Here is a 22,418-nt window from a genome sequence, read left to right as displayed (position 1 = left end):
TTCGCGGAGTGGATTAGCCGGTCGCGTGTTGAATAGCCGCCTCGCTGACGCCGACCTCGCGGGCGGTGTTGACGATCGCGGCCCAGGTATCGTCGGGCAGCGGTACGCCGTTCCTGGTGCGCTCGGCGCGCATCTTGCGTTCGGGGTCTCCGGGGACCAGCACGGACTCGACGCCGGCAATCGGCTTGGTCTCCCGGATGAAGTCGGTGTAGCGCGAGATTTCCTCGTCGAAGTAATTGCTGGTGTCGATCACCTTGGGATCGACATAGAAGGCGAGCATGCCATTGGCGAACTGCCGGCCGCCTGACGTCGCGCCGGTGCCGGTGAGCGCGCCGCCGAGCAATTCGCAGATGAAGGCGAGCCCCGAGCCCTTGTGCTCGCCGAACGCGCGGATCGCGCCTGTCCCCTTGGTATGGTCGCGCGGCCCATCCGGCGTGTAGGGACCGTAGAGCACAGACGGCTCGTCGCTCAGCGTGCCGTCGGCGTCAACGAGTGCACCGGTCGGCAGTTTCTTGCCGCCGCGGCTCGCCACCAGCACCTTGCCTTCGGCGACGATGGAAGTCGCGAAATCGAGCACGATCGGATCCTGCCCCTGGCGTGGAATGCCGACGCAGTAAGGCGCGGTCGATAGCCGCTTCTGGACGCCACCGTAAGGCGCGACGAGGAGCGAGCCCGCGGCGTTGACGAAGTGGACCGAGACCAGCCCCTCGGCGGCGGCCATTTCCGCCCAGTCGCCAACACGGCCGATGTGGCCGGCGTTGCGCAGCGCGATCGCGGCAAGGCCTGCCTTCTTGCACTTCTCTATGCCGGTCCGCACCGCGAACGGCGTCACGGTCTGGCCATAGCCGAACTTGCCATCGACCACGGCGAGCGACGGCGTATCGACGACAATCTCAGGGGTCTGGTTGGGAACGACATTGCCTGTCTTCTTCCAGCGGATATAGACCGGCACCCGGATCACGCCGTGGCTATCATGGCCGGTGAGATTGGCTGTCGTCAGGTAGGTGGCGATACGCCTGGCTTCCTCGGGCGAGGATTCCGAATGCGAAAAAACCTCGGCGACAAAATCGATCAGGTTGTTGACTTGTATGGTGACCATATCCGGATTTTCAGCCCTGTCCTTGCATGGGGAAGCCTGCGTTTTTCAGCGGCGAACCCAAAGACTCCCGCACCGGTTTTCATGACCGGCTTGGCCGGCACTTTGAGCGAAAAATCCCGCGCGTGTCTACCGCCACAGTCGCGTTAGCCAAATGATCGCAATCATTTGCCGGGCCGCTATGCATCGGGCCCGTAGCATCATGCAAATTTGTGATTACTCATCAGCCTCGGCGTCTGCCTCGTCAGCCACTTCCATCTCCGCAAGGCTGCGCTCCAGTTCGCCCAGCATGTCCTGCAGTTCAGCGAGCTTGCGGGCGCCGAAGCGGCCGGTGATTTCGGCGTAGATGGCTTCCGAGGTCGGCGCGACGACCTCGATCAGCTTCAACCCCTTGGACGAGATCGACACCTCGCCGCGGCGCAGATCGGCCTTGGCGGTCCGCCGCTCGATCAGATCGCGTGCTTCGAGATCGCGCAGGATTCGCGACAGGCTCGGACCCAGCAGGAAGGCAACGCGGGCCAGCTCGGTGACCTCGATGGTATCCACCGCCGTCAGCGCGCGCAGGATCCGCCATTGCTGCTCGGTCAGCCCGTGGTTGCGCAAGGACGGACGGAACTGCCGCATGACGGCTTCGCGAGCGCGCAGCAGCGACATCGGCAGCGAACGGGAGAATTCGCGCATCGGCGCGCGGCGGGCCTCAGTCGTTCCCTCCGGGTCCGAACGCGGTCCGTTCGGCGATTTCTTGCCTGCCATCGTCAGTGGTCCGCCATCAGGAATCATGGATTCCGCGAAGGATAAAGTTTTGCGGCGCAACAAGCACCAAATCAGTTTGCGGCGGATAACTTAACATGTTAAACAAATTTCAGCACCCGCTTTTTGCTGAGCAGCCGGACGACCCATGGCCCTTTCCAAAGACGATATCCGAAGCGCCGCCGAGCGGCTCGATCACGCCGAAAAGACCCGTACGCAGATCCGCCAGCTTTCGCTCGAACATTCCGGCATAACAATCGAGGATGCCTACGCAATTCAGAAGGCGTGGGTCGAGATGAAGGTCGCCCGAGGGCACGTCGTGAAGGGCCACAAGATCGGCCTGACGTCGAAGGCGATGCAGAGCGCGCTCAATATCGATGAGCCTGACTCCGGCATCCTGCTCGACGACATGTTCTTTGCCGATGGCGGGCTCGTCCCGTCCGATCGCTTCATCGCCACCCGCGTCGAGGCCGAACTCGCCTTCGTGATGAAGTCGCGGCTCTCGGGGCCGGACTGCACGATGTTCGACGTGCTCAACGCCACCGACTTCGTTGTGCCGGCGCTGGAGATTCTCGATACGCGAGTTGAACGTGTCGATCCGCAGACCAAATCCACCCGGAAGATTTTTGACACCGTCGCCGACAATGCCGCGAATGCCGGCATCGTGCTTGGCGGCCGACCGATCCGGCCGATGGACGCCGATTTGCGCTGGATCGGCGCGCTCTGCTTCCGCAATGGCCAGCTCGAGGAAACCGGGCTGGCGGCCGGCGTTCTTAATCACCCAGCCACCTCGGTGGCCTGGCTTGCCAACAAGATCGCGCCGAACGGGCTGGCGCTGGAAGCCGGGCAGGTGGTGCTGGCGGGCTCGTTCATCCGCCCGATCGAGACCCGCAAGGGCGACACGATCCAGGCCGACTATGGACCTTACGGTTCCGTGAGTTGCTACTTCGCCTGACGCGTTAAGAGAGTTGGAGTCATCGCAACATGCCGCATTTCACGATTGAATATTCAGCCAATCTCGACGCCCGCGTCGACATGGCCGCGGTGGTGGAACTGGTTCGGAAAGCTGCGGTCGAGACCGGAATCTTCCCGCTCGGGGGCATTCGGGTCCGCGCACTCAAATGCGAACATTATGCGATTGCCGACGCCCGCCAGAACTACGGCTTCCTCGACATGGTGCTGCGGCTCGGCGAGGGCCGCAACCTCGCTACGCGTCAGAAGGCGGGCGAACATATTTTCAAGGTCTTGTCGGCCTACCTTGATCCCGTGTTTGCGAACCAGAAGTTCGCGCTGTCGTTCGACATGCAGATCAACGACAAGGAAACCAGCTGGAAACGCAACAACATCCACGAGGCTCTGAAAGTGGAGACTATCAATGGATAAGGCGACACCGAAGGACCGGTTTCAGGTCAACCGTGACCGCGCAGCTCCCCTGCTCGCCAAGTTAAAGAGTGAGGGCATCGGCCACATGATCGGCGGCGAGACGGTGCCGTCGACTTCGGGCCAGACGTTCGAGACGAAATCCCCGGTGGATGGCGCGGTGCTGGTGTCGGTGGCGCGCGGCAATGCCGAAGACATCGACCGAGCGGCGAGCGCAGCTGCGCTCGCGTTCAAATCCTGGCGCGACATGCCGGCGGCAGCGCGGAAGAAATTGCTGCATCGCGTCGCCGACGCGATCGAGGACCACGCCGACGATATCGCGGTGCTGGAATGCATCGACACCGGGCAAGCGCACCGCTTCATGGCCAAGGCCGCGATCCGGGCGGCGGAGAACTTCCGCTTCTTTGCTGACAGATGCGCCGAAGCCCGCGACGGCCTCAACACGCCGAGCGAGGAACACTGGAACATCTCGACCCGGGTGCCGATCGGTCCGGTCGGCGTGATCACGCCGTGGAACACGCCGTTCATGCTGTCGACCTGGAAGATCGCGCCGGCGCTCGCCGCGGGCTGCACGGTGGTGCACAAGCCCGCGGAATGGTCGCCGGTAACGGCAGACCTTTTGGCCAAACTCGCGAAGCAGGCAGGTCTGCCCGACGGCGTGCTCAACACCGTGCACGGCATGGGTGAGGAAGCCGGCAAGGCGCTGACCGAGCACCCCGCCATCAAGGCGATCGGCTTTGTCGGCGAGAGCTCGACCGGCTCCGCGATCATGGCGCAGGGTGCCCCCACCCTGAAGCGGGTGCATTTCGAGCTCGGCGGCAAGAACCCGGTGATCGTGTTCGACGACGCCGATCTCGACCGCGCGCTGGATGCGGTGGTCTTCATGATCTACTCGCTGAACGGCGAGCGCTGCACCTCGTCGAGCCGGCTTTTGGTCCAGCAAGGCATCGCCGACAAATTCATCGAAAAGCTTACCGCGCGGGTGAAGGCGCTGAAAGTGGGACATCCGCTCGATCCCACCACCGAAATCGGGCCGCTGATCCATGAGCGGCACCTCGCCAAAGTCTGCAGCTATTTCGAGGTCGCGAAGAATGACGGCGCCACCATCGCGGTGGGCGGAAAGCCGCATGACGGCCCCGGCGGCGGGCATTACGTGCAGCCGACGCTGGTCACCGGCGCGCATTCGAAGATGCGGGTGGCGCAGGAGGAAGTGTTCGGTCCGTTCCTGACCGTGATCCCGTTCAAGGACGAGAAGGACGCGATCGAGATCGCCAATGGTGTGCAGTATGGCCTGACCGGCTATGTCTGGACCGGCGACATGGGCCGCGCGCTTCGCGTCGCCGATGCGCTGGAGGCCGGGATGATCTGGCTCAACTCTGAAAACGTCCGTCATCTGCCGACGCCGTTCGGCGGCATGAAGGCCTCAGGCATCGGCCGCGACGGCGGCGACTACTCGTTCGACTTCTATATGGAGACCAAGCACGTCTCGCTCGCGCGCGGGACGCACAAGATTCAGAAGCTGGGAATCTAGAACTCAGCGTCGTTCCGGGGCGCGAAGCGAACTACGGTGCGCAATTGCGCACCTGAGAACCTCGAGATTCCCCGATGCGCAATTGCTCATCTGAGGTTCGGTCCTGCGGACCGCCCCGGAATGACGAACTAACCAAGGGAACGCCCATGCCGGTGCCGACACACATCTTCGATCCGCCGTTCAACATCATCCGTTGCAGCCACGCCGTGCTCGATGTCGTCGACCTCAACAAAAGCCGCGCGTTCTACGAGAACACCGTCGGCCTCCATGTCGAGGACAGCGACGACAAGGCGGTGTATTTGCGCGGCAGCGAGGAGCATCAGCATCACTCGCTGGTCTTGAGGAAAGCGGCGACGGCCGCCTGCAGCCGGCTGGGCTTCAAGGTCGGCAATGACGGCGATCTCGACAAGGCCGCCAGCTTCTTTTCCGAGAACGGCATTACTTACGGCTTCGTCGAGCAGCCGTTCCAGGGCCGCACGCTGCAATTCACCGATCCCGCCGGCTTCCAGCTCGAACTTTACGCGACGATGGAAAAGCGCCCGCATCTGCTGCGGCGCTACGACCTCTATAAGGGCTGCCATCCGCAGCGGCTCGACCATTTCAACGTGTTCGCGCCGGAAGTGCAGAACACCGTCGATTTCTACGCCCGGCTCGGCTTCCGCCTGACTGAGTATGGCGAGGAAGACGGGCCGAACGGGCGGATCGCGGCGGCCTGGATGCACCGCAAGGGCAATGTCCATGACTTCGCCATCACCAACGGCCGCGGCCCTCGCCTGCACCACATGGCCTATTGGACACCGACGGCGATGAACATCCTGCATCTCTGCGACGTGATGGCTTCCAGCGGCTACCTGAAGAACATCGAGCGTGGCCCCGGCCGCCACGGCATCTCGAACGCGTTCTTTCTGTATGTCCGGGACCCGGATGGACATCGCCTCGAACTCTACACCAGCGACTACTTCACCGGTGACCACGACCACGAGCCGCTGCGCTGGTCGCTGAAGGACCCGCGCCGGCAGACGCTGTGGGGCGCGCCTGCGCCACGCTCCTGGTTCGAGGAAGGCTCGCCCTTCACCGGTCAGGCAGTGCGCGAACCGGCCTTCGTCGCCGACGTCACGATTGCGGATTGATCGGACAGCAGATGACCCCTCCCCGCCTTGCTACCTTCACCGTCGGCGGCGCGCAGAAATACGGCGCCGTCACCGATGCCGGCATCGTCGATCTCTCGGCGGGCTTCGGAAAGGAGTATCCGACGCTGCGCGAAGCCATCGCTGAAGGCGCCCTGATGAGGCTTGCCGAAGGAGCGGCACGGCGCTCACTGGACTATGCGCTCGATGCGATTACATGGCAGCCGCCTGTCCCCTCGCCCGAAAAGATCATCTGCATCGGCGTGAACTACCCGGACCGCAACGCCGAATACAAGGACGGTCAGGACGCGCCGAAATATCCGAGCATGTTCATGCGCACGCCGCGCTCCTTTGTCGGCCACAATACGCCGCTGGTGCGCCCGCGCGCCTCGGCGCAGCTCGACTATGAGGGCGAGTTGGCGCTCATCATCGGCAAGGCCGGCCGGCACATCAAGGAGAGCGACGCGCTGGACCATATCGCCGCGGTTACGCTCTGCAACGAGGGTACCATCCGCGACTGGGTGCGCCACGCCAAGTTCAACGTCACCCAGGGCAAGAATTTCGATTCCACCGGCAGCCTCGGCCCGTGGCTCGTGCCCTACACCGATGAGAGCCAGATCGCGGACATCCGCCTGACCACGCGGGTCAACGGCGAGACGCGGCAGGACGACCACACGGGACGATTGATCTTCGGCTTCCGTTACCTCATCAACTATCTCTCGACCTTCACCACGCTGGTGCCCGGCGACGTCATCGTGACGGGGACGCCGACGGGGGCCGGGGCGCGGTTCGAGCCGCCGCGCTATCTCAAGCCCGGCGATGTCATCGAGGTTGAAGCCGAGGGCGTCGGTGTGCTCAGAAACGGCGTGGCCGACGAAGCCTGACAAATCCTGTGAGCGAGTGGATAGTACGATGAAATCAACTTCCGGCGGCGAAGCGATCGTCAATGGCCTCGTCGCGCATGGCGTCGATACCGTGTTCGGCCTGCCCGGTGCGCAGATCTACGGCCTGTTCGACGCCTTCCATCAGGCGCAGTTGAAGGTGATTGGCGCGCGGCACGAGCAGGCCTGCGGCTACATGGCCTTCGGCTACGCGCGCTCTTCGGGGCGGCCCGGCGTGTTCAGCGTGGTGCCCGGCCCCGGCGTGCTCAACGCCGGTGCGGCGTTGCTCACCGCCTTCGGCTGCAACGAGCCGGTGCTGTGCCTGACCGGCCAGGTGCCGACGTCCTTTCTCGGCAAGGGCCGCGGCCATCTGCACGAGATGCCGGATCAGCTTGCGACGCTGCGCACCTTCGTCAAATGGGCCGAGCGCATCGAATATCCCGACGTGGCGCCGGCCATGGTGTCGCGTGCATTTCAGGAAATGCTATCGGGACGTCGCGGTCCGGTATCGCTTGAAATGCCATGGGATGTGTTCACCCAGCGCGCGCAGGTCGGCCCTTCCCGGGTATTTGACACCTTCCCCGCACCGCAGCCCGATCCTGACCGCATCAAGGCTGCGGCGGCGTTGATCAAGGATGCCAAGCGGCCGATGATCTTCGTCGGCAGCGGCGCGATCGATGCCGCTGAGGAAATTCTCGAACTCGCGGAAATGATCGACGCGCCCGTGGTCGCGTTCCGCAGCGGTCGCGGCATCGTTTCCAATGCGCACGAACTCGGGCTGACCATGGCGGCGGCCTACAAGCTCTGGCCGACTACCGATCTGATCATCGGAATCGGAACGCGCATGGAGTTGCCGACCTCCGGTTTCCGCTGGCCGTACCAGCCCAAGGGCTTGAAATCCGTTCGTATCGATATCGATCCCGTCGAAATGCGCCGGCTTACGTCTGACGCTGCCATCGTCGCGGACGCCAAGGCGGGCACCGCCGATCTGGTGGCGGCCGTGAAAAAGGCTGGCTACAGCAAGACCAGCGGCCGGCGCGCCGAAATCCGCGAGGCCACGGCCGCGGCGCAGCAGGAGATCCAGAAGGTTCAGCCGCAGATGGCGTATCTGAACATCCTGCGCGAAGTGCTGCCTTCAAACGCCATCGTTACCGACGAGCTGTCGCAGGTCGGTTTCGCCTCCTGGTACGGCTTTCCGGTCTACGAGCCGCGCACCTTCATTACTTCAGGCTATCAGGGCACGCTCGGCTCGGGCTTCCCGACCGCCCTCGGCGCCAAGGTCGCCAACCCGGACCGCCCGGTGGTCGCGATCACCGGCGACGGCGGCTTCATGTTCGGCGTGCAGGAACTGTCGACCGCCGTGCAGTTCAAGATCGGCGTGGTGACGCTGGTGTTCAACAACAACGCCTACGGCAATGTGCGCCGCGACCAGCGCCAGCATTTTGACGGACGCGTGGTGGCGTCCGACCTGGTCAATCCCGACTTCGTCAAGCTCGCGGAATCCTTCGGCGTTGGAGCCGCGCGCGTGACCTCGCCGGATCATTTCCGCCCCACGCTGGAAAAGGCGCTGGCTGACGGCGGGCCCTACGTGATCTCGGTGGAGGTGCCGACGGATTCGGAAGTGAGCCCGTGGGCGTTTATTCACCCGGCGAAGAACGCCTAAACCTGCTTCGCCAAACTCCGCTGCAGCCGCGAGGCCGCAATCACCAGCAGGCCCGCGCCGGCGACCGACCAGCACGCCACCGGCGCCCAGTGCAATAGCGGCGCGTATTCCGGCAGCTTCTGCAGGCCGCCGGCAACTGCCGCCATCCGCGCAAAGGTCGCGAGTGCGAGCGCGGAAAACACCAGTCCCACCACCTTGCCCTCGGCGCCGGTCTCGCCGATCGCCAGCGCGGCCGAGACCGCCGCCATCAACATGCAGCCCCACGCAGCACCTGCGATGAACTGCGCCGCAATCAGCACGCTGAGATTGCCTGCCGTCTCCGCGCCCAGCACCGCCAGCGCCCCGAGCAGGCCGGCGGCGCCCATCACGACCAGCCCGCCGCGGTGCTTGACCACGACGCTCGCCGGAAACATCGCGATGTTGAAGCCGATCCAGAACACCGGCATCAGCCATTGCAGCTCATCCGGCTTGGCGAACCGCAGGAAGAACGGCGTGCTGTTGATGGAGAAATGAAGTTGATAGCCGAGCGACAGAATGACCATCGAGGCGATAAAGAACATCGGCACCTGGCCGAGCGATTTTACGGGAACTGGTTCTTTCGCGACGCGAGGCGCCTGCGCCAAATTGCGCTCGACCTTCGACAAGGCAAGCGTGGTGAGCAGCAGCACCACGCCTGAGATCACAAAGGGTAGCCGCGGGTCGTGATTGCGCAGCACCACGCCGAGATAGGGCGATACCGCACCCGCCAGACCGTAGCCGAGCATCGCCAACGCAGACAGGAACGGTATCGCCGGCCGCGCGGCATATTTTCCGAGTAACGTCAGCGGCGGCGCGCGCAGTGCCGATGACGTCACGACCCAGATCAGGATCAGTCCGATGAACCAGACCTGCGCCGCCGGCCCCGTGCCCGCCACGAACGGCAGCGCGACAAAGGCCGCGCAGGAGATTGCGGTCAGGACGCCCACGAATACGCCGAGCTTGCCGACGAACGGCGCGATCCGGTCGGCGGCAATTCCCATCGCGGTATCGGTGATGGTGAAGATCGCCTGATCCAGCATCAGGATCAGGATCACGGCTGATGGCGCGATCCCGACTTCGGCGCACAGTTTCGGCAGATAGATGACGTAGGTGGTCCAGCCCAGCGTGAATACGAGCTGCAGAACGGCGAGATAGACGCCGGTACTGCTGGCGCTGGTGTTGGTTTCGGACGTTACCTCAGATGTGGTCATGTCGGCCCCCGGCTAGGGAAGCATAGACAAGGGGTGCTTCAGTGAAAAGCAGTATGAGCCGTCTCGTGCCCCGGATGCTGCGCAGCGCGTTCGGGATCGCGCTTCGCGCGACTCCTACGGTGCGCTGCTAAGCCGGGGCCCATCGCGGCGGCAGTATGGGTCCCGGCTCTGCGGAGCAGCGCAAAAGCGCGCTGCACTGCGTCCGGGACACGTATCACCGCGCCTTACGAAAGGTCAGGTTGATGCGCTGGTGGCCCAGCAGCGCGTGTTCGCCATCGGCGAGCGGGGCTACGCCGTGAAAGAATAGCCGCGACGGGCCGCCCCAGACCACGACGTCGCCATGCTCCAGCCGGTAGCGGCGCGGCTTGTCGGCCCGCTTCGGGCCGCCGAACAGGAAGATCGCCGGCAGACCCAGCGATACCGACGCGATCGGCGCGGCAAAATCCTGTTCGTCCTTGTCCTGATGCAGTGACATCCGCGCGCCGGGCTCATAGCGGTTGATCAGGCAGGCATCCGGCGCAAAGCCATCGAAGCCGCCAGCGATCGCCGCCTGCACCGCCAACTGACAAAACACCGTCGGCATCGTCGGCCAAGGCTGGCCGGAATTGGGATCGATGCCGTCATAGCGATAACCGCTGCGATCGGTGACCCAGCCGGCGCTGCCGCAATTGGTCATCGCGACCGACATCTGGTGACCGCCCGGCGTGAACATCCGCCGGAACGGCGCCTGGGCTACGATCTCGCGCAACGCCGCGATCAAGTCGCTCTCAAACGGCTTGACGAATCCGCGCAGCAATACGGCGCCATCGGCCATCGCTTCGCGCGACGGGCGGACGTCGGGAACGGTTTCGAACAGATCAGCCGTCAATGCAGCCTGCACTCACTTCTTCATTTGGCGTCGTGAAAAATCACGCCGACGGTATGGCGGTGGCCGGAGCGGATCCGGCTGACGCCGTGGCGCAGATTAACGCGATAGGGCCCGCGCGTCCCCTGCACCGGCCGGTGATGCACAGCAAAGGCCACCGCGTCGCCCTGCCTGAGCGGAACCACCTCGGGCCGCGACTGCATCCGCGGCCGCTGCTCCGTCAGCACGAACTCGCCGCCTTCGAAATCGCGCCCCGGTTCCGACAGCAGGATCGCGACCTGCAGCGGAAACACATGCTCGCCGTAGAGATCCTGATGCAGGCAGTTGTAGTCGCCCTCGCCATATTGCAGCAGCAGCGGCGTCGGCCGCGTCTGTCCGGCGTCGTGGCAGCGTTTCAGGAACGCCTCGTGCCGGTCGGGATAGCGGATATCGATCCCCATCGTCTCATTCCAGCGATTGGCGATGCCGCACAATCGCGCATAGAGGGCGGGCCGCAATTCCGCAATCAGGTCGGGCAACGGATAGGCGAAATACTTGTATTCGCCACGGCCGAAGCCATGGCGTCCCATCACGATCTTGCTGCGGAAATGCCTGTCGTCCGGATAGAGCGCGGCCAACTCGGCGCATTCGTCAGGCGACAGCAATCCCTTCAGGACGGCGCAGCCCTGCGCATCGAGGTCGGCGGTCGCCTTCGCCCAGTCGATGGCATCGACGCGGGCGACGATGTCGGAGGATGCGGAACGGTCGAAGTTTCTTGCGGTTGCTTTCATGGCAAGCAGTTTCGCAAATGGCCCTGGCTCACGCCACCCGATTTCCGGCAGGGGGTCGTCCCTGCGAACGCAGGGACCCATAACCACAGGTCGTCGTGATTCGCCGCGCTGTGGCTCCAGCTGGACCATAACAACCAACGACGGTCGTTATGGGTCCCCGTGCGCGGGGACGACGTGTGGACAAACTTAACCCAACACCGGCATCGTGATCACATCATACCCGTGACTGATCTTGCGCTTCAGCACGGGATCTTCCAGTTCGAACTCGAACCGGCTGGCCGGGCGGATACCGCCCTTGGCCGCGAAGGTGCCGCCGAACATGGCGCAGCCGTCGGGCAGGCCCTTTCCGCCGAAGCCGCGTTCGATCAGATCTTTCACCGGCAGCATGGCGTCCAGCGTGCCCTCCTGATACAGCACCCGCGCGCCATCGATGACGGCCCAGGAACGCAGGATCATCTGGTCCCAATGCGCGATGACCTCCTCAAACTCCCACAGCACGGAGGCCACCGGCTTGTCGCACATCTGCTTGGAGACCGTGACGCTGTAGCTCTCCACCTTGCGGTCGGTATGGTCGGAGCCGCAGCCGACGAAGATGCGGCCCTGCCAGCCGATCAGCACGAACTCGACCTCGCCGCTGGAATCGCCACCCGAGACCTCGATGCGGTCGGCTTGCGTGATCCGCCGCGCTGAGCAGCGGTAGTAGATCGGCGTCGACGCCGGCCGCGCGATGCCGATCGCTTCGAGTTCGGCGATGTGCTTGTCGCGCGCCACTGGATCGCGGCCGGTCCAGCCGGCGATGACGGCCTGATCGATCGCAAGCGTTAGCGGCGTCAACATACCCTTGTCGTCGACGTTGAAGGTCAGATCAAACACGGATGATGTTCTCCATTCCGGCGGCCAGCTCGAAAATGCGGCGGTCCGACCCGCCCGCGGCGGCCAGCATCAGCCCGACCGGCACCTCACCTTCGCGATGCGCCGGCAGCGAGATCGCGCAGCCGTCGAGCATGTTGATCAGCGTGCAGTTGCGCAAGGAGCGCAAATTCTGCGTGGCGAAGGCCTGGTCGTCGGCGAGATCGGCAATGACTGGCGGCGTATTTGATGTGGTCGGCAACACCAGCGCGTCATAGGGCGCAATGCGCTGTTCCGTTCGCGCAATGAACGAACGGCGCGCCTTGAGGATGTCGATATAGTCCGCCGCGCTGATGCCTTCGCCGCGCAGGATACGGACGCGGACGCGAGGGTCGTAGACGTCGCCTTTGCTGGTGAGCAGGTAGCGATGCCAGGCGTAGCTCTCAGCGGCGGCAAACCCGCCCTTGCTGTTCATAACGCCGACGTCGTGAAATTCCGGCACCTCGATCCGCTCGATCGACGCGCCCTGCCGCGACAGCGTCGCCAGCGCACGCTCGAATGTCTTCGCGACCTCTTCATCGACGTCGTCGAGCGCGATCGTGGTCGGCACCGCAAGCCGCATGCCCTTGATCGGGCGCGGCTGCAATGGTTGCACGGCCTCATCCGCGAGCACGGCATCGAGCACCGCGCAGCAGCCGACGGTGCGCGCCAGCGGACCAAAGCTGTCGAGCGAGAACGACAGCGGCACGCCGCCGTCGAGCGGCACACGGGCCTGCGTCGGCTTGTAGCCGACGATGCCGTTATAGGCCGCCGGAATCCGGCAGGAGCCGCCGGTGTCAGTGCCAAGCGCGCCATGGGCCATACGATCGGCGACTGACACTGCGGCGCCCGAGGACGAGCCGCCGGGCACATGACCGACGCTGCGATTGAAGACGCTTTTCGGCGTGCCGTAGTGCGGATTGATGCCGATGCCCGAATAGGCAAACTCGGTCATATTGGTGCGGCCGATCACGATAAAGCCCGCCCGGCGCAGCCGCGCCACCACGGGCGCATCGGCCTCAGCCGGCGCAGAATCCTCCAGCGCGCGGGAGCCTGCGCGGGTCACCTGCCCCTTGATGTCGTAGAGATCCTTGATCGACACGGGAATGCCGGCATAGGGCGACGGCGCGGCGCGCGCTTGTCGCAGATGGTCCATCGCGTCGGCGGCGGCGATCGCCGCATCCTTGTCGACGTGAATGAAGGTCCGCGCGCCTTCGCCGGCGGGATCGGCAATCCTTGCGAGACAATCCTCAACCAGCTTGCGCGCGGTGGTGCGCCCAGTGTCGAGGTCGGCGGCAAGGCTCGCGAGTGTCGGATGGTTCGGCATGGCGTTCTTGATTACTTCCTGTGCGATTTACCGTGGCGCGGACTATCTCCGATGACGGGCTGGCATACAAGCGCTCTCACGCACAGGGAATGCGGCCATGCGACAGCACCGCTGCTGGGACCGTTGACGGAGATCGGTCAATGTCGCATCAAGACCGCAACAAGCGGGTGGACGCCCGCGCCCCAAGGAGATTAGCCGATATGGCGGAGCCTGCGCGCGCAAAACCAAAACCCACGCCTGAAACGCAACATTTCTGGGATGGAACGCAGGCCGGCGAACTTCGCCTGCAACGCTGCGATGCCTGCGCCAATGTGTATTTCCCGCCGCGTCCGTTCTGCCCCTCCTGCGCCTCGCGCAAGGTCTCGGTCTTCAAGGCCAGCGGCAAGGGCACGCTCTACAGCTATGTCATCAACCACCGCCCGGCGGCGCCCGGCTTCACCCCGCCTTACGCGATCGCGGTCGTCGAACTCGACGAAGGCCCGCGCATGATGAGTAACATCATCGACTGCCCGCAGACGCCGGAGGCACTCGAACTCGACATGAAGCTCGAAGTCGCATTCGAGAAGCTCGACGACAAGATCACCCTTCCCCTGTTCCGTCCGGCGAAGGGCTAACCACCATGCGCAAAAATGCAGTCGCCGTCGTCGGCGCAGCCGAGACCACCGAGCTCGGCGTCATCCCGAACATGTCGCAGATCCAGTTGCACGCGGATGCCGCGCTCAACGCCATCGCCGATGCCGGACTGAAACTGTCTGACATCGACGGCATCGCCACGGCGGTGGAGACCCCGCAGCAGATCGCCCATTACCTCGGCATCACGCCGACCTGGGTCGACGGCACCTCCGTCGGCGGTTGCTCGTTCATGCTGCACGTCCGCCACGCGGCGGCTGCGATCGAGGCCGGTCTCTGCAAGACCGTGCTGATCACGCACGCCGAAAGCGGCAAGTCGATGATCGGCAAACTGCCGCGCTCGACCTCGCCCGACAGCTTGAACGGCCAGTTCGAATCGCCGTTCGGCGTCTACGGCCCGCCCAGCATGTTCCCGATCCCGGTGCTGCGCTACATGAAGACCTACGGCATTACCCATGAGCAGATCGCCATGGTCGCGGTGGTGCAGCGGGAATGGGCCGCGAAGAATCCGCGCGCCACCATGAAGGCGCCGATCACGGTTGAGGACGTGCTGAACTCGAAGATGATCGCCTATCCGTTCCGCATCCTGCAATGCTGCCTCGTCACCGACGGCGGCGGCGCGCTGATCCTCACCTCCGCCGATCGCGCCAAGGACTTTCCGAACAAGCCGGTCTATATTCTCGGCACCGGCGAAAGCGTGGAAACGCCGATGGTCAGCCAGATGGAAACGTTCAACTCCTCGCGCGCCTTCAAGGTCGCAGGTCCCACCGCGTTCCGGGAAGCCGGCATCACCCACAAGGACGTCGATCACCTGATGATCTACGACGCCTTTGCGCATCTGCCGCTTTTTGGCCTGGGCGATCTCGGCTTCATGCCGCACGAGGAAGCCGGCAAGTTCATCGCCGACGGCAACACCCGCCCCGGCGGCAAGCTGCCGCTCAACACCAATGGCGGCGGTCTCAGTTACATGCATTCCGGCATGTACGGCATGTACGCGCTGCAGGAGAGCGTGCGGCAGATGCGTGGCATCGCACCCGCGCAGGTCAAGGACGCGAAAATCTCGGTCTGCCACGGCGTCGGTGGCATGTTCGCGGCAAGTGGCACGATCATCTTTACGAACGAACGTTAGCAATGGCTGGCCCGAGCGCAGCGCTCAATCCGTCATTGCCGGGCTTGACCCGGCAATCCATCTTCTTCTGAAGAAGGATGGATGCGCGGGTCAAGCCCGCGCATGACGAGTGGAATTCTGCTTGGGCCGCGGAAAACAGGACAGGAACAATGGCAAAATCACTGCAAGACAAGGTCATCATCGTCACCGGCGCAGGCCGCGGCATCGGGCGTGAAATCGCACTGCTCTGCGCCGCCGAAGGCGCCAAGGTCGTGGTCAACGATCCCGGCGTCGCCGCCGACGGTGCCGGTTCGAGCGCTGCGCCCGCCGAGGAAGTCGTCGAGGAGATCCAGAAGCGCGGCGGCACCGCGGTCGCCAACTTCGAGTCGGTGGCGGAAGCGATCCCCGCGAGCAAGATCGTAAAGACGGCGACCGACCATTTCGGCCGGCTCGACGGCGTCGTCAACAATGCCGGCATTTTGCGCGACATGATCTTCCACAAAATGAGCGTGGAGGCGTTCGAGGCCGTCATCAAGGTGCACCTGATGGGCTCGTTCTATGTCAGCCACGCCGCGGCGCGGCTGTACCGCGAACAGGAGAGCGGCTCCTTCGTGCACTTCACCTCGACCTCGGGCCTGATCGGCAATTTCGGCCAGGCCAATTACGCCGCCGCCAAGCTCGGCATCGTCGGCCTGTCGAAGTCGATCGCACTCGACATGGGCCGCTTCAACGTGCGCTCGAACTGCGTCTCGCCCTTCGCCTGGACCCGCATGATCGGCACCATTCCGACCGAGACCGAGGCCGAGAAGGCGCGCGTGGCAAAAATCCAGCAGATGGGACCGGAGAAGATCGCGCCGATCTGCGCCTATCTGCTCAGCGACGCCGCCAAGGACGTGACTGGACAGATTTTTGGGGTGCGCATGAACGAGATCTTCCTGTTCAGCCAAAATCGTCCGCTGCGCTCGGTGCAGCGGAGCGAAGGCTGGACGCCGCAGACCATCGCCGAGCACGGCATGCCGGCGCTTGCGGGATCGTTCTACAAGCTCGACCGCTCTGCGGACATTTTCCCCTGGGATCCGATCTGACGGCTTTATGAAAATGGTCGTCCCGGCTGGTTGCTGGGGCGACTATCTTCGGTCGCTCAGCGTACCCCGCCCGCTTTATGCCGGATTGCGAGCCGATGTTTTCCTTCCAACAAAAAACTTGGGAGGAAATCATGACAACCTCGCTGACCTTTCTCAATCCCCAGCATAAAGGCGGCGGCTTCGACCGCCGCAAGATGCTGACCGGCGCAGCGGCGCTTGCAGCTTCGGCAGTGACGATGAAAGCTGCCTCCGCGGCCTCTGTAGCGCCGCTCGGCCAGACCGCCGCGCCAACCACGGCAACGCCGCCCCTGCCGCTCGGCCCGCTTCCCGGCGCCCGCTATCCGGATTCTCGCCTGGAGTCGATGAAAAAGCCGAAGGTTTCGTTCGGGCCGACAGGCTTTCCGGCCTTCGCGGGCACCATGGCGGTCGAGCGCGTCGCAACCGGATTCCGCTGGGCCGAAGGCCCGGTCTATTTCGCAGCCGGACGCTACGTACTGTTCTCCGACATTCCCAACAACCGCATCATGCGCTTCTCGGAAGATGACGGCCATCTCAGCGTCTACCGCCAGCCGTCGATGAACTCCAACGGCAACACCATTGATCGGGAAGGACGCCTGATCACCTGCGAACACAGCGGCCGACGGGTAACCCGGACCGAACTCGACGGCTCGATCACGATCATCGCCGACAAGTACAATGGCAAGAAACTGAACTCGCCGAACGACGCGGTCGTCGCGGCCGACGGTTCGATCTGGTTCTGCGACCCAGCCTACGGTATCGGCGGCTTTTACGAGGGCATCAAGGCCGAGCCCGAGCAGGAAAAGAAAAACGTCTACCGGGTGGATCCGAAATCCGGCGACATCAAGATGGTGGTCGATGACTTCGTGCAGCCGAACGGCCTTTGCTTCTCGCCTGACGAGAAGAAGCTCTATATCTGCGATACCGGCTTCACCGACGGGCCGGACAACCCGTCGCATATCCGCGTGTTCGACGTGGATCTCGGGGCCGGAAAGCTTTCGAACAGCAAGGTCTTTGCGGACATGCCCAAGCCCAGCATTACCGACGGGCTGCGCTGCGACACCGCCGGGCGTCTTTGGTGCTCCGTGGGTTGGGGCGATCCGAATGAGGACGGCGTGCGCTGCTACACGGCGGACGGCGATCTGCTCGGCAAGATCCACATCCCGGAAACTGTCGCCAATTTGTGCTTCGGCGGCCAGCAGCGAAACAGGCTTTATATCTGCGGCTCGTCATCGCTCTATGCAGTCTACACCAGTGCGCAGGGCGCGATGAAGCCGTGACCGCCGGCAACGGGCGCCCATGATTATTGAGGATGCGATTTCCACCACGAGTCGTCCCTGCGAACGCAGGGACCCATAACCACAGGGTTCTGTTGTTAAGGATGGGGTCTCCCACCCTGCCTTACTGATAGATCACGCGGTATGGGTCCCGGCGTTTGCCGGGACGACGTGAGAGGGATCCCCCTACCCGCTATTCCTCAACCCCGCCGAAATCCCGTTGATCGTGAGCTGAATGCCGCGCAGCACCTGCTCGTCCGGATTCTGCGCGCGGTGTTCCTTCAACAGTTCCACCTGCACGTGGTTGAGCGGATCGAGATAGGGGAAGCGGTTGCGGATCGAGCGCTCCAGCAGGGGGTTGCCCTGCAGGAGCCGTTCATGCCCCATGATGTCGAGCAGCGTCTCGATCGAGGAATGCCATTCGCGCCGGATGCGCCCAAAAATGCTTTCGCGCAACTTGACGTCAGGCACCAGCTCGGCATAGCGCGAGGCGATCGCGATCGAGCTCTTGGCCAGTACCATGTCCATGTTCGACAGCAGTGTGCGGAAGAACGGCCATTCGCGGTAGAGTTCCTGCAGGAACGGCATGCCCTGCTCCGGATGCTCCGCGATCCAGGTTTCGACTGCGGAGCCGAAACCGTACCAGCCCGGCAGCATCAGCCGGCATTGCGCCCAGCTGAACACCCAGGGAATGGCGCGGAGGTCCTCGATCTCGCGGGTCTTCTTGCGCGACGCCGGACGGCTGCCGATGTTCAGCGTCGAGATTTCGGTGATGACGGTCGAACCCCAGAAATAATCGGCAAAGCCTTCGGTTTCGTAGACCAGCCCGCGATAAGCCTTGAACGCCAGCGCGGACAGTTGCTCCATCGCGGTCAGGTATTCCTTGCGCGGCGCGCTCTGCCGCGGATGCAGCAGGCTCGCCTCCAGCGTCGCCGCGGCGAGGATTTCCAGATTGCTGCGGCCAACTTCCGGGTTGGAATATTTGCTGGAGATGATCTCGCCCTGCTCGGTGATGCGGATCTGGCCGTTCACGGCGCCGCCGGGCTGCGCGATGATGGCGTCATAGCTCGGGCCGCCGCCGCGGCCGACCGACCCGCCGCGGCCGTGAAACAGCCGCAGCCGCACGCCGTGACGCTCGAACACATCGACCAGCTCGATTTCGGCCTTGTAGAGCTCCCAGCCCGAGGTGACGAAGCCGCCATCCTTGTTGCTGTCGGAATAGCCGAGCATCACTTCCTGAACGCCGCCGCGGCTGTCCACCAGCTTGCGGTAATCGTGCAGCGACAGCATCCGGTCCATGATGCCGGATGACGCCTGCAAATCCTCGATGGTCTCGAACAGCGGGACGATGTTGATGGCGCTGCGGCCTGAGGGATTGACGAGGCCGACCTCCTTCAGCAACAGCGCCACCTCCAGCATGTCGGACATGCCCTTGCACATGGAGATAATGCATTGGGAGATCACATCGGCGCCGAACTTGGCGTGCGCCTCGGCCGCGGTGTGAAACACCGCGAGTTCGCCCAGCGTCTCCTCGCTGTATTTGACAAAGGACGACGCCAGCGGCCGCGGGTTGCGCAATTCGCCCGCCAACAGCGCAACGCGCGCTTCTTCGCCGAGCGCGAGGTAAGACGTGCCAGGAGTCGCGGCGTCGAGCAGCTCCGCCACCGTGCGTTCATGCACCGCGGAATTCTGCCGGATGTCGAGCCGGGCGAGATGGAAGCCGAAACAATCCACGGCGCGCCGCAACAACCGCAACCGTCCGCGCGCGATCACGCCCGAATTGTTCGCGATCAGCGAGCGGTTGAGCACGTCGAGATCGGCCTTGAATTCCTTCACGCTTCTATAGGGAGCGGCCTCGCCGACCGGCCGACGGGTGGTTTCAACCTCCAGCCGCAGCGCGGTCGCGGTCAGCCGGGCATAGATGCCGGACACCGCGAGACGATACGGTTCGCCGCTCCGATGCGGCGATTTGTCGGGCGAGCGCTCGGCCAGCGCGCGCAATTCGTCGGAGACATCGGCAAGATGCGCCGCCAGCGACAGTTCCGAGCCGAGGACGTGCAACTCCTCCAGATAGAAGTTCATCACCCGGCTCGACTGCAGCCGCAAGGTACCGCGCATGACATCGGCGGTGACGAACGGATTGCCGTCGCGATCGCCGCCGATCCAGCTTCCTATCGTCAGGAACGATGCCAGGTCGCCGGGCGTGCCGCCCTCCTCCTGATTGAGTCGGTCTTCCAGCGCGCAATGCAGCCGCGGCACCTCATGCAGGAACGTGTAGTCGTAGAATGACAGACCGTTGGCGACCTCATCCAGCACGGTCAGCTTGGTCCGTCGCAGGAGGTTGGTCTGCCAAAGCGTCAGCACCGCACGGCGCAACTGCTCGGCGCTGGCCTCGATTTCCTCCGGCGTCATCTGGACGCGTTCGCGGCGATCGAGCAACGCGGCGATCTCCATCTCGCGGTCGATCGTGCTCTTGCGGCGGACTTCGGTGGGATGCGCGGTCAGTACCGGGCTGACCTGGGCCGCGCCAAAGAATCGGCGCAGGTCGGCGGCGCTGAGCCCGGCGGTCTTTGCATGCGACAAGGTCTGCATCAGCATGTTTGGCCGCGGCCCGCCGGCGCCGCGCCCGCGCATCTGGCGGATGTTGTTCTGGTCCTCGGCGATGTTGGCAAGATGCGAGAAATAGCTGAAGGCGCGGACGATCCGCACGGTGTCACTGGTCGACATGCTGTCGAGGATGGTTTCGAGTTCCCGCCGCGCCAACTTGTCCTCGTCGCGATGGAACCGGATCGAGGTCTGCCGGATGCGTTCGACCAGGTCGAACACCTCGGCACCTTCCTGGTCACGCACGGTATCGCCGAGAATACGCCCCAGCAGGCGAATATCGGTCCGCAGCCGCGCGTCTTCCTCCAGCGCCAGCGCGTCATCGCTGCGATTGAACCGGACCTCGATCTCGGAAGGCACGGTCTGGGAAGACACAATCTGGGAAGACATGGCTGGCTACCTCAGAAATTGCCCGGCAATTCCGAGTGTGCAAGTTTTTTGCCGCAGTGCAAGATAAAGATGGGCGGAGTTCAGCACGACGCGCGTGTCCCGGACGCGGTGCAGCGCCCTGCGCGCTGCTCCGCAGAGCCGGGACCCACACTGCCGCAACCGTGGGCCCCGGATCAGCAGCGCACCACGCCGCAAGGGCGGCGCGCTGCGCAGCATCCGGGGCACGCCAGCGCCTCTAAATCCTCCGCCCCGCCCGCTCCCAATAAGGATCGCGCAGGCGGCGCTTGAAGATCTTGCCGGAATCCTCCCGCGGCAGGTTGGACTGGATTTCGATGTGTTTTGGCACCTTGTAGTCGGCCAGCGCTATCTTGAGTTGCGCGCGGACGGAGGCGATGTCGAGCGTCACGCCCGGCTGCGGCTCCACCACCGCCATCAGCGCCTCGCCGAACTCTGCGTCGGGAATGCCGAACACCACGCAGTCGTGCACGCCTGATATCGCATGCAGTGCGGCCTCGATTTCGGCCGGATAGATGTTGACGCCGCCTGAGATCACCATGTCGCGCTTGCGGTCACAGATGAAGACATAGCCGTCGGCGTCGATGTAGCCGACGTCGCCCGAGGTGATGAACCCGTCGCGATCGATCTCGGTGCGTTTTTCCGGCTTGTTGTGATAGGTGAAATCAGGGTTGCCTGATATGCGTGAATAGATTTCGCCGATCTCGCCCTGCGGCAATTCCTTGCCGTCGTCGCCGATGAAGCGCAGTTCCGCCCCCGGGGCGATCTTGCCGACGGTGCCGGGCTTCTTCAGCGCGTCCTCGGAAGTGGCAAAGGTGACGGCGCCGGACTCGGTCGAGCCGTAGAATTCATAAATGATCGGCCCCCACCATTCGATCATCGCACGCTTGACGTCGGCGGGACATGGCGCGGCCGCATGGATGATGTGGCGCAGCGAGGACATGTCGTACTTCCTGCGGGCCTCTTCCGGCAGTTTCATCAACCGGATGAACATGGTCGGCACCATGAAAATGGTGTCGATCTTCTCGGTCTCGATTACGCGCAAAAACTCTTCCGCGTCGAAGCGCGGCATGATTACCAGTGCGCCGCCGAGGCGGCCGGCGCGCAGGCCGAACGAGTTCGGCGCGGAATGATACAGCGGCCCCGGCAGCAGCGCACGGGCGCCCGGCTTGAGGCCGTAGATCAGGCTGCGCATGCGTTCGGCGTTGGCACTCTGTTCCGGCGTCGGTGCAAAGCGGCGCACGCCCTTGGGATGGCCGGTCGTGCCCGAGGTGTAGATCATGTTCTGCGGCTGCGGCACCGCCGGGCCGTCATAGCGCGGGTGCTGTTTGAGCCAGGATTCGAAATCGATCGCGAAATCGGGCGTGGTGAGGTGATCGGGGTTGATCTTGTAGTTGGTGATAATTTCCGGCGGCGTCGGCACGCTGAGCGAAGTGACGCCTTGCGGTATCGCCTCGCGCAGCTGATGCAGCATGTCGGCATGCGCGATCAGCACCGAAGTGCCGGAATCCTTCAGCACGTAGTTGATCTCTTCCGGCTTGAAGTGCCAATTGACCGGCACGCCGTAGGCGCCGAGCCGCATCGCTGCATAGGCGGCCTCGATGAAGGCGATGTCGTTGCGCATCAGCATGCAGACGCTGTCGCCCTGCTTGACGCCGAGTTTTTGCAAGCCGCCGGCGATGCGCTCAGTGCGTTCGGTGACCTCATCGTGGCTGCGCTTGCGCGGGCCGCTGATGATGCCGTGGAAAAGGGGTGTGTCGGTCATTACCTTGTTCTTTATTGGA

Annotated in this window: 19 protein-coding genes; 10 read left to right on the top strand and 9 right to left on the bottom strand. The window is 63.9% G+C overall.

Annotated elements, in window-relative coordinates:
* Positions 1 to 13 precede the first annotated feature (13 nt).
* Together V1279_RS08665 and hpaR are read right to left on the bottom strand one after the other, a co-directional pair.
* Positions 14 to 1,099 carry a malate/lactate/ureidoglycolate dehydrogenase gene (locus V1279_RS08665; protein WP_334434367.1) on the bottom strand — a complete coding sequence of 362 codons (1,086 nt, stop codon included), beginning with the start codon at positions 1,097 to 1,099 and terminating at the stop codon, positions 14 to 16.
* Positions 1,100 to 1,312: 213 nt separating this feature from the next.
* Positions 1,313 to 1,849: a homoprotocatechuate degradation operon regulator HpaR gene (gene hpaR / locus V1279_RS08660; protein ID WP_334434366.1), complete on the bottom strand. Its 537-nt coding sequence runs from the start codon at positions 1,847 to 1,849 to the stop codon at positions 1,313 to 1,315.
* Between the two features lie 145 nt (positions 1,850 to 1,994).
* Here hpaR and hpaH point away from each other — a divergent pair, with 145 nt between their 5' ends.
* The 6 genes from hpaH to V1279_RS08630 all read left to right on the top strand — a co-directional run bounded on the left by hpaH (position 1,995) and on the right by V1279_RS08630 (position 8,428).
* A complete protein-coding gene (gene hpaH, locus V1279_RS08655) occupies positions 1,995 to 2,801 on the top strand; it encodes a 2-oxo-hept-4-ene-1,7-dioate hydratase (protein ID WP_334434365.1) in 807 nt (268 codons plus the stop codon).
* 29 nt (positions 2,802 to 2,830) lie between these two features.
* The gene (locus tag V1279_RS08650) at positions 2,831 to 3,229 is read left to right on the top strand and encodes a 5-carboxymethyl-2-hydroxymuconate Delta-isomerase (protein WP_334434364.1); all 399 of its coding nucleotides are present in this window, start codon (positions 2,831 to 2,833) and stop codon (positions 3,227 to 3,229) included.
* On the top strand, positions 3,222 to 4,757 hold the full coding sequence (gene hpaE, locus V1279_RS08645) for a 5-carboxymethyl-2-hydroxymuconate semialdehyde dehydrogenase (RefSeq protein WP_334434363.1): 1,536 nt from the start codon (positions 3,222 to 3,224) through the stop codon (positions 4,755 to 4,757). The genes V1279_RS08650 and hpaE overlap by 8 nt, the downstream gene beginning before the upstream one ends.
* A 146-nt stretch (positions 4,758 to 4,903) precedes the next feature.
* On the top strand, positions 4,904 to 5,887 hold the full coding sequence (gene hpaD / locus V1279_RS08640; protein ID WP_334434362.1) for a 3,4-dihydroxyphenylacetate 2,3-dioxygenase: 984 nt from the start codon (positions 4,904 to 4,906) through the stop codon (positions 5,885 to 5,887).
* A gap of 11 nt (positions 5,888 to 5,898) precedes the next feature.
* Positions 5,899 to 6,768, top strand: a complete 870-nt coding sequence (locus V1279_RS08635) for a fumarylacetoacetate hydrolase family protein (protein ID WP_334434361.1) — start codon at positions 5,899 to 5,901, stop codon at positions 6,766 to 6,768.
* Positions 6,769 to 6,796: 28 nt separating this feature from the next.
* Positions 6,797 to 8,428, top strand: coding sequence for a thiamine pyrophosphate-dependent enzyme (locus V1279_RS08630; RefSeq protein WP_334434360.1), 1,632 nt, complete (start codon positions 6,797 to 6,799; stop codon positions 8,426 to 8,428).
* Here the strand turns inward: V1279_RS08630 and V1279_RS08625 are convergent.
* The 5 genes from V1279_RS08625 to V1279_RS08605 all read right to left on the bottom strand — a co-directional run bounded on the left by V1279_RS08625 (position 8,425) and on the right by V1279_RS08605 (position 13,507).
* Positions 8,425 to 9,657 (bottom strand): MFS transporter, encoded by a 1,233-nt coding sequence (locus V1279_RS08625; RefSeq protein WP_334434359.1) that lies wholly within the window; start codon positions 9,655 to 9,657, stop codon positions 8,425 to 8,427. The two genes, V1279_RS08630 and V1279_RS08625, sit on opposite strands and share 4 nt — an antisense overlap.
* 214 nt (positions 9,658 to 9,871) lie before the next feature.
* Positions 9,872 to 10,525: a DNA oxidative demethylase AlkB gene (alkB, locus tag V1279_RS08620; RefSeq protein WP_334446268.1), complete on the bottom strand. Its 654-nt coding sequence runs from the start codon at positions 10,523 to 10,525 to the stop codon at positions 9,872 to 9,874.
* Between the two features lie 20 nt (positions 10,526 to 10,545).
* Positions 10,546 to 11,292: a 2OG-Fe(II) oxygenase gene (locus tag V1279_RS08615; protein WP_334434358.1), complete on the bottom strand. Its 747-nt coding sequence runs from the start codon at positions 11,290 to 11,292 to the stop codon at positions 10,546 to 10,548.
* Between the two features lie 186 nt (positions 11,293 to 11,478).
* The gene (locus tag V1279_RS08610) at positions 11,479 to 12,165 is read right to left on the bottom strand and encodes a DUF2848 domain-containing protein (RefSeq protein WP_334434357.1); all 687 of its coding nucleotides are present in this window, start codon (positions 12,163 to 12,165) and stop codon (positions 11,479 to 11,481) included.
* Entirely contained in the window at positions 12,158 to 13,507 is a 1,350-nt protein-coding gene (locus V1279_RS08605) for an amidase (RefSeq protein WP_334434356.1), read from the bottom strand. Before V1279_RS08605 ends, V1279_RS08610 begins: the two co-directional genes overlap by 8 nt.
* A 200-nt stretch (positions 13,508 to 13,707) precedes the next feature.
* Here V1279_RS08605 and V1279_RS08600 point away from each other — a divergent pair, with 200 nt between their 5' ends.
* From V1279_RS08600 to V1279_RS08585, 4 genes are all read left to right on the top strand, one after another.
* Positions 13,708 to 14,121 carry a Zn-ribbon domain-containing OB-fold protein gene (locus V1279_RS08600; RefSeq protein ID WP_108519790.1) on the top strand — a complete coding sequence of 138 codons (414 nt, stop codon included), beginning with the start codon at positions 13,708 to 13,710 and terminating at the stop codon, positions 14,119 to 14,121.
* Positions 14,122 to 14,126: 5 nt separating this feature from the next.
* Positions 14,127 to 15,266, top strand: coding sequence for a thiolase C-terminal domain-containing protein (locus tag V1279_RS08595; protein ID WP_334434355.1), 1,140 nt, complete (start codon positions 14,127 to 14,129; stop codon positions 15,264 to 15,266).
* A 149-nt stretch (positions 15,267 to 15,415) separates the two neighbouring features.
* Positions 15,416 to 16,330: an SDR family oxidoreductase gene (locus V1279_RS08590; RefSeq protein ID WP_334434354.1), complete on the top strand. Its 915-nt coding sequence runs from the start codon at positions 15,416 to 15,418 to the stop codon at positions 16,328 to 16,330.
* A 362-nt stretch (positions 16,331 to 16,692) separates the two neighbouring features.
* Positions 16,693 to 17,628, top strand: a complete 936-nt coding sequence (locus tag V1279_RS08585; RefSeq protein WP_442894880.1) for an SMP-30/gluconolactonase/LRE family protein — start codon at positions 16,693 to 16,695, stop codon at positions 17,626 to 17,628.
* A gap of 183 nt (positions 17,629 to 17,811) precedes the next feature.
* On the opposite strand, the gene ppc is transcribed toward V1279_RS08585, so the two are convergent.
* Positions 17,812 to 20,604 carry a phosphoenolpyruvate carboxylase gene (ppc, locus tag V1279_RS08580; RefSeq protein ID WP_334446266.1) on the bottom strand — a complete coding sequence of 931 codons (2,793 nt, stop codon included), beginning with the start codon at positions 20,602 to 20,604 and terminating at the stop codon, positions 17,812 to 17,814.
* Between the two features lie 250 nt (positions 20,605 to 20,854).
* Positions 20,855 to 22,399, bottom strand: a complete 1,545-nt coding sequence (locus tag V1279_RS08575; protein ID WP_334434350.1) for an acyl-CoA synthetase — start codon at positions 22,397 to 22,399, stop codon at positions 20,855 to 20,857.
* Between the last annotated feature and the right edge of the window lie 19 nt (positions 22,400 to 22,418).

Source organism: Bradyrhizobium sp. AZCC 1610, from assembly GCF_036924515.1.
In the GTDB taxonomy this organism is placed as follows: Bacteria; Pseudomonadota; Alphaproteobacteria; order Rhizobiales; family Xanthobacteraceae; genus Bradyrhizobium.
The sequence above is the reverse complement of the archived record's forward strand: the minus strand, read 5'-3'. Positions and strand labels throughout refer to the sequence as shown.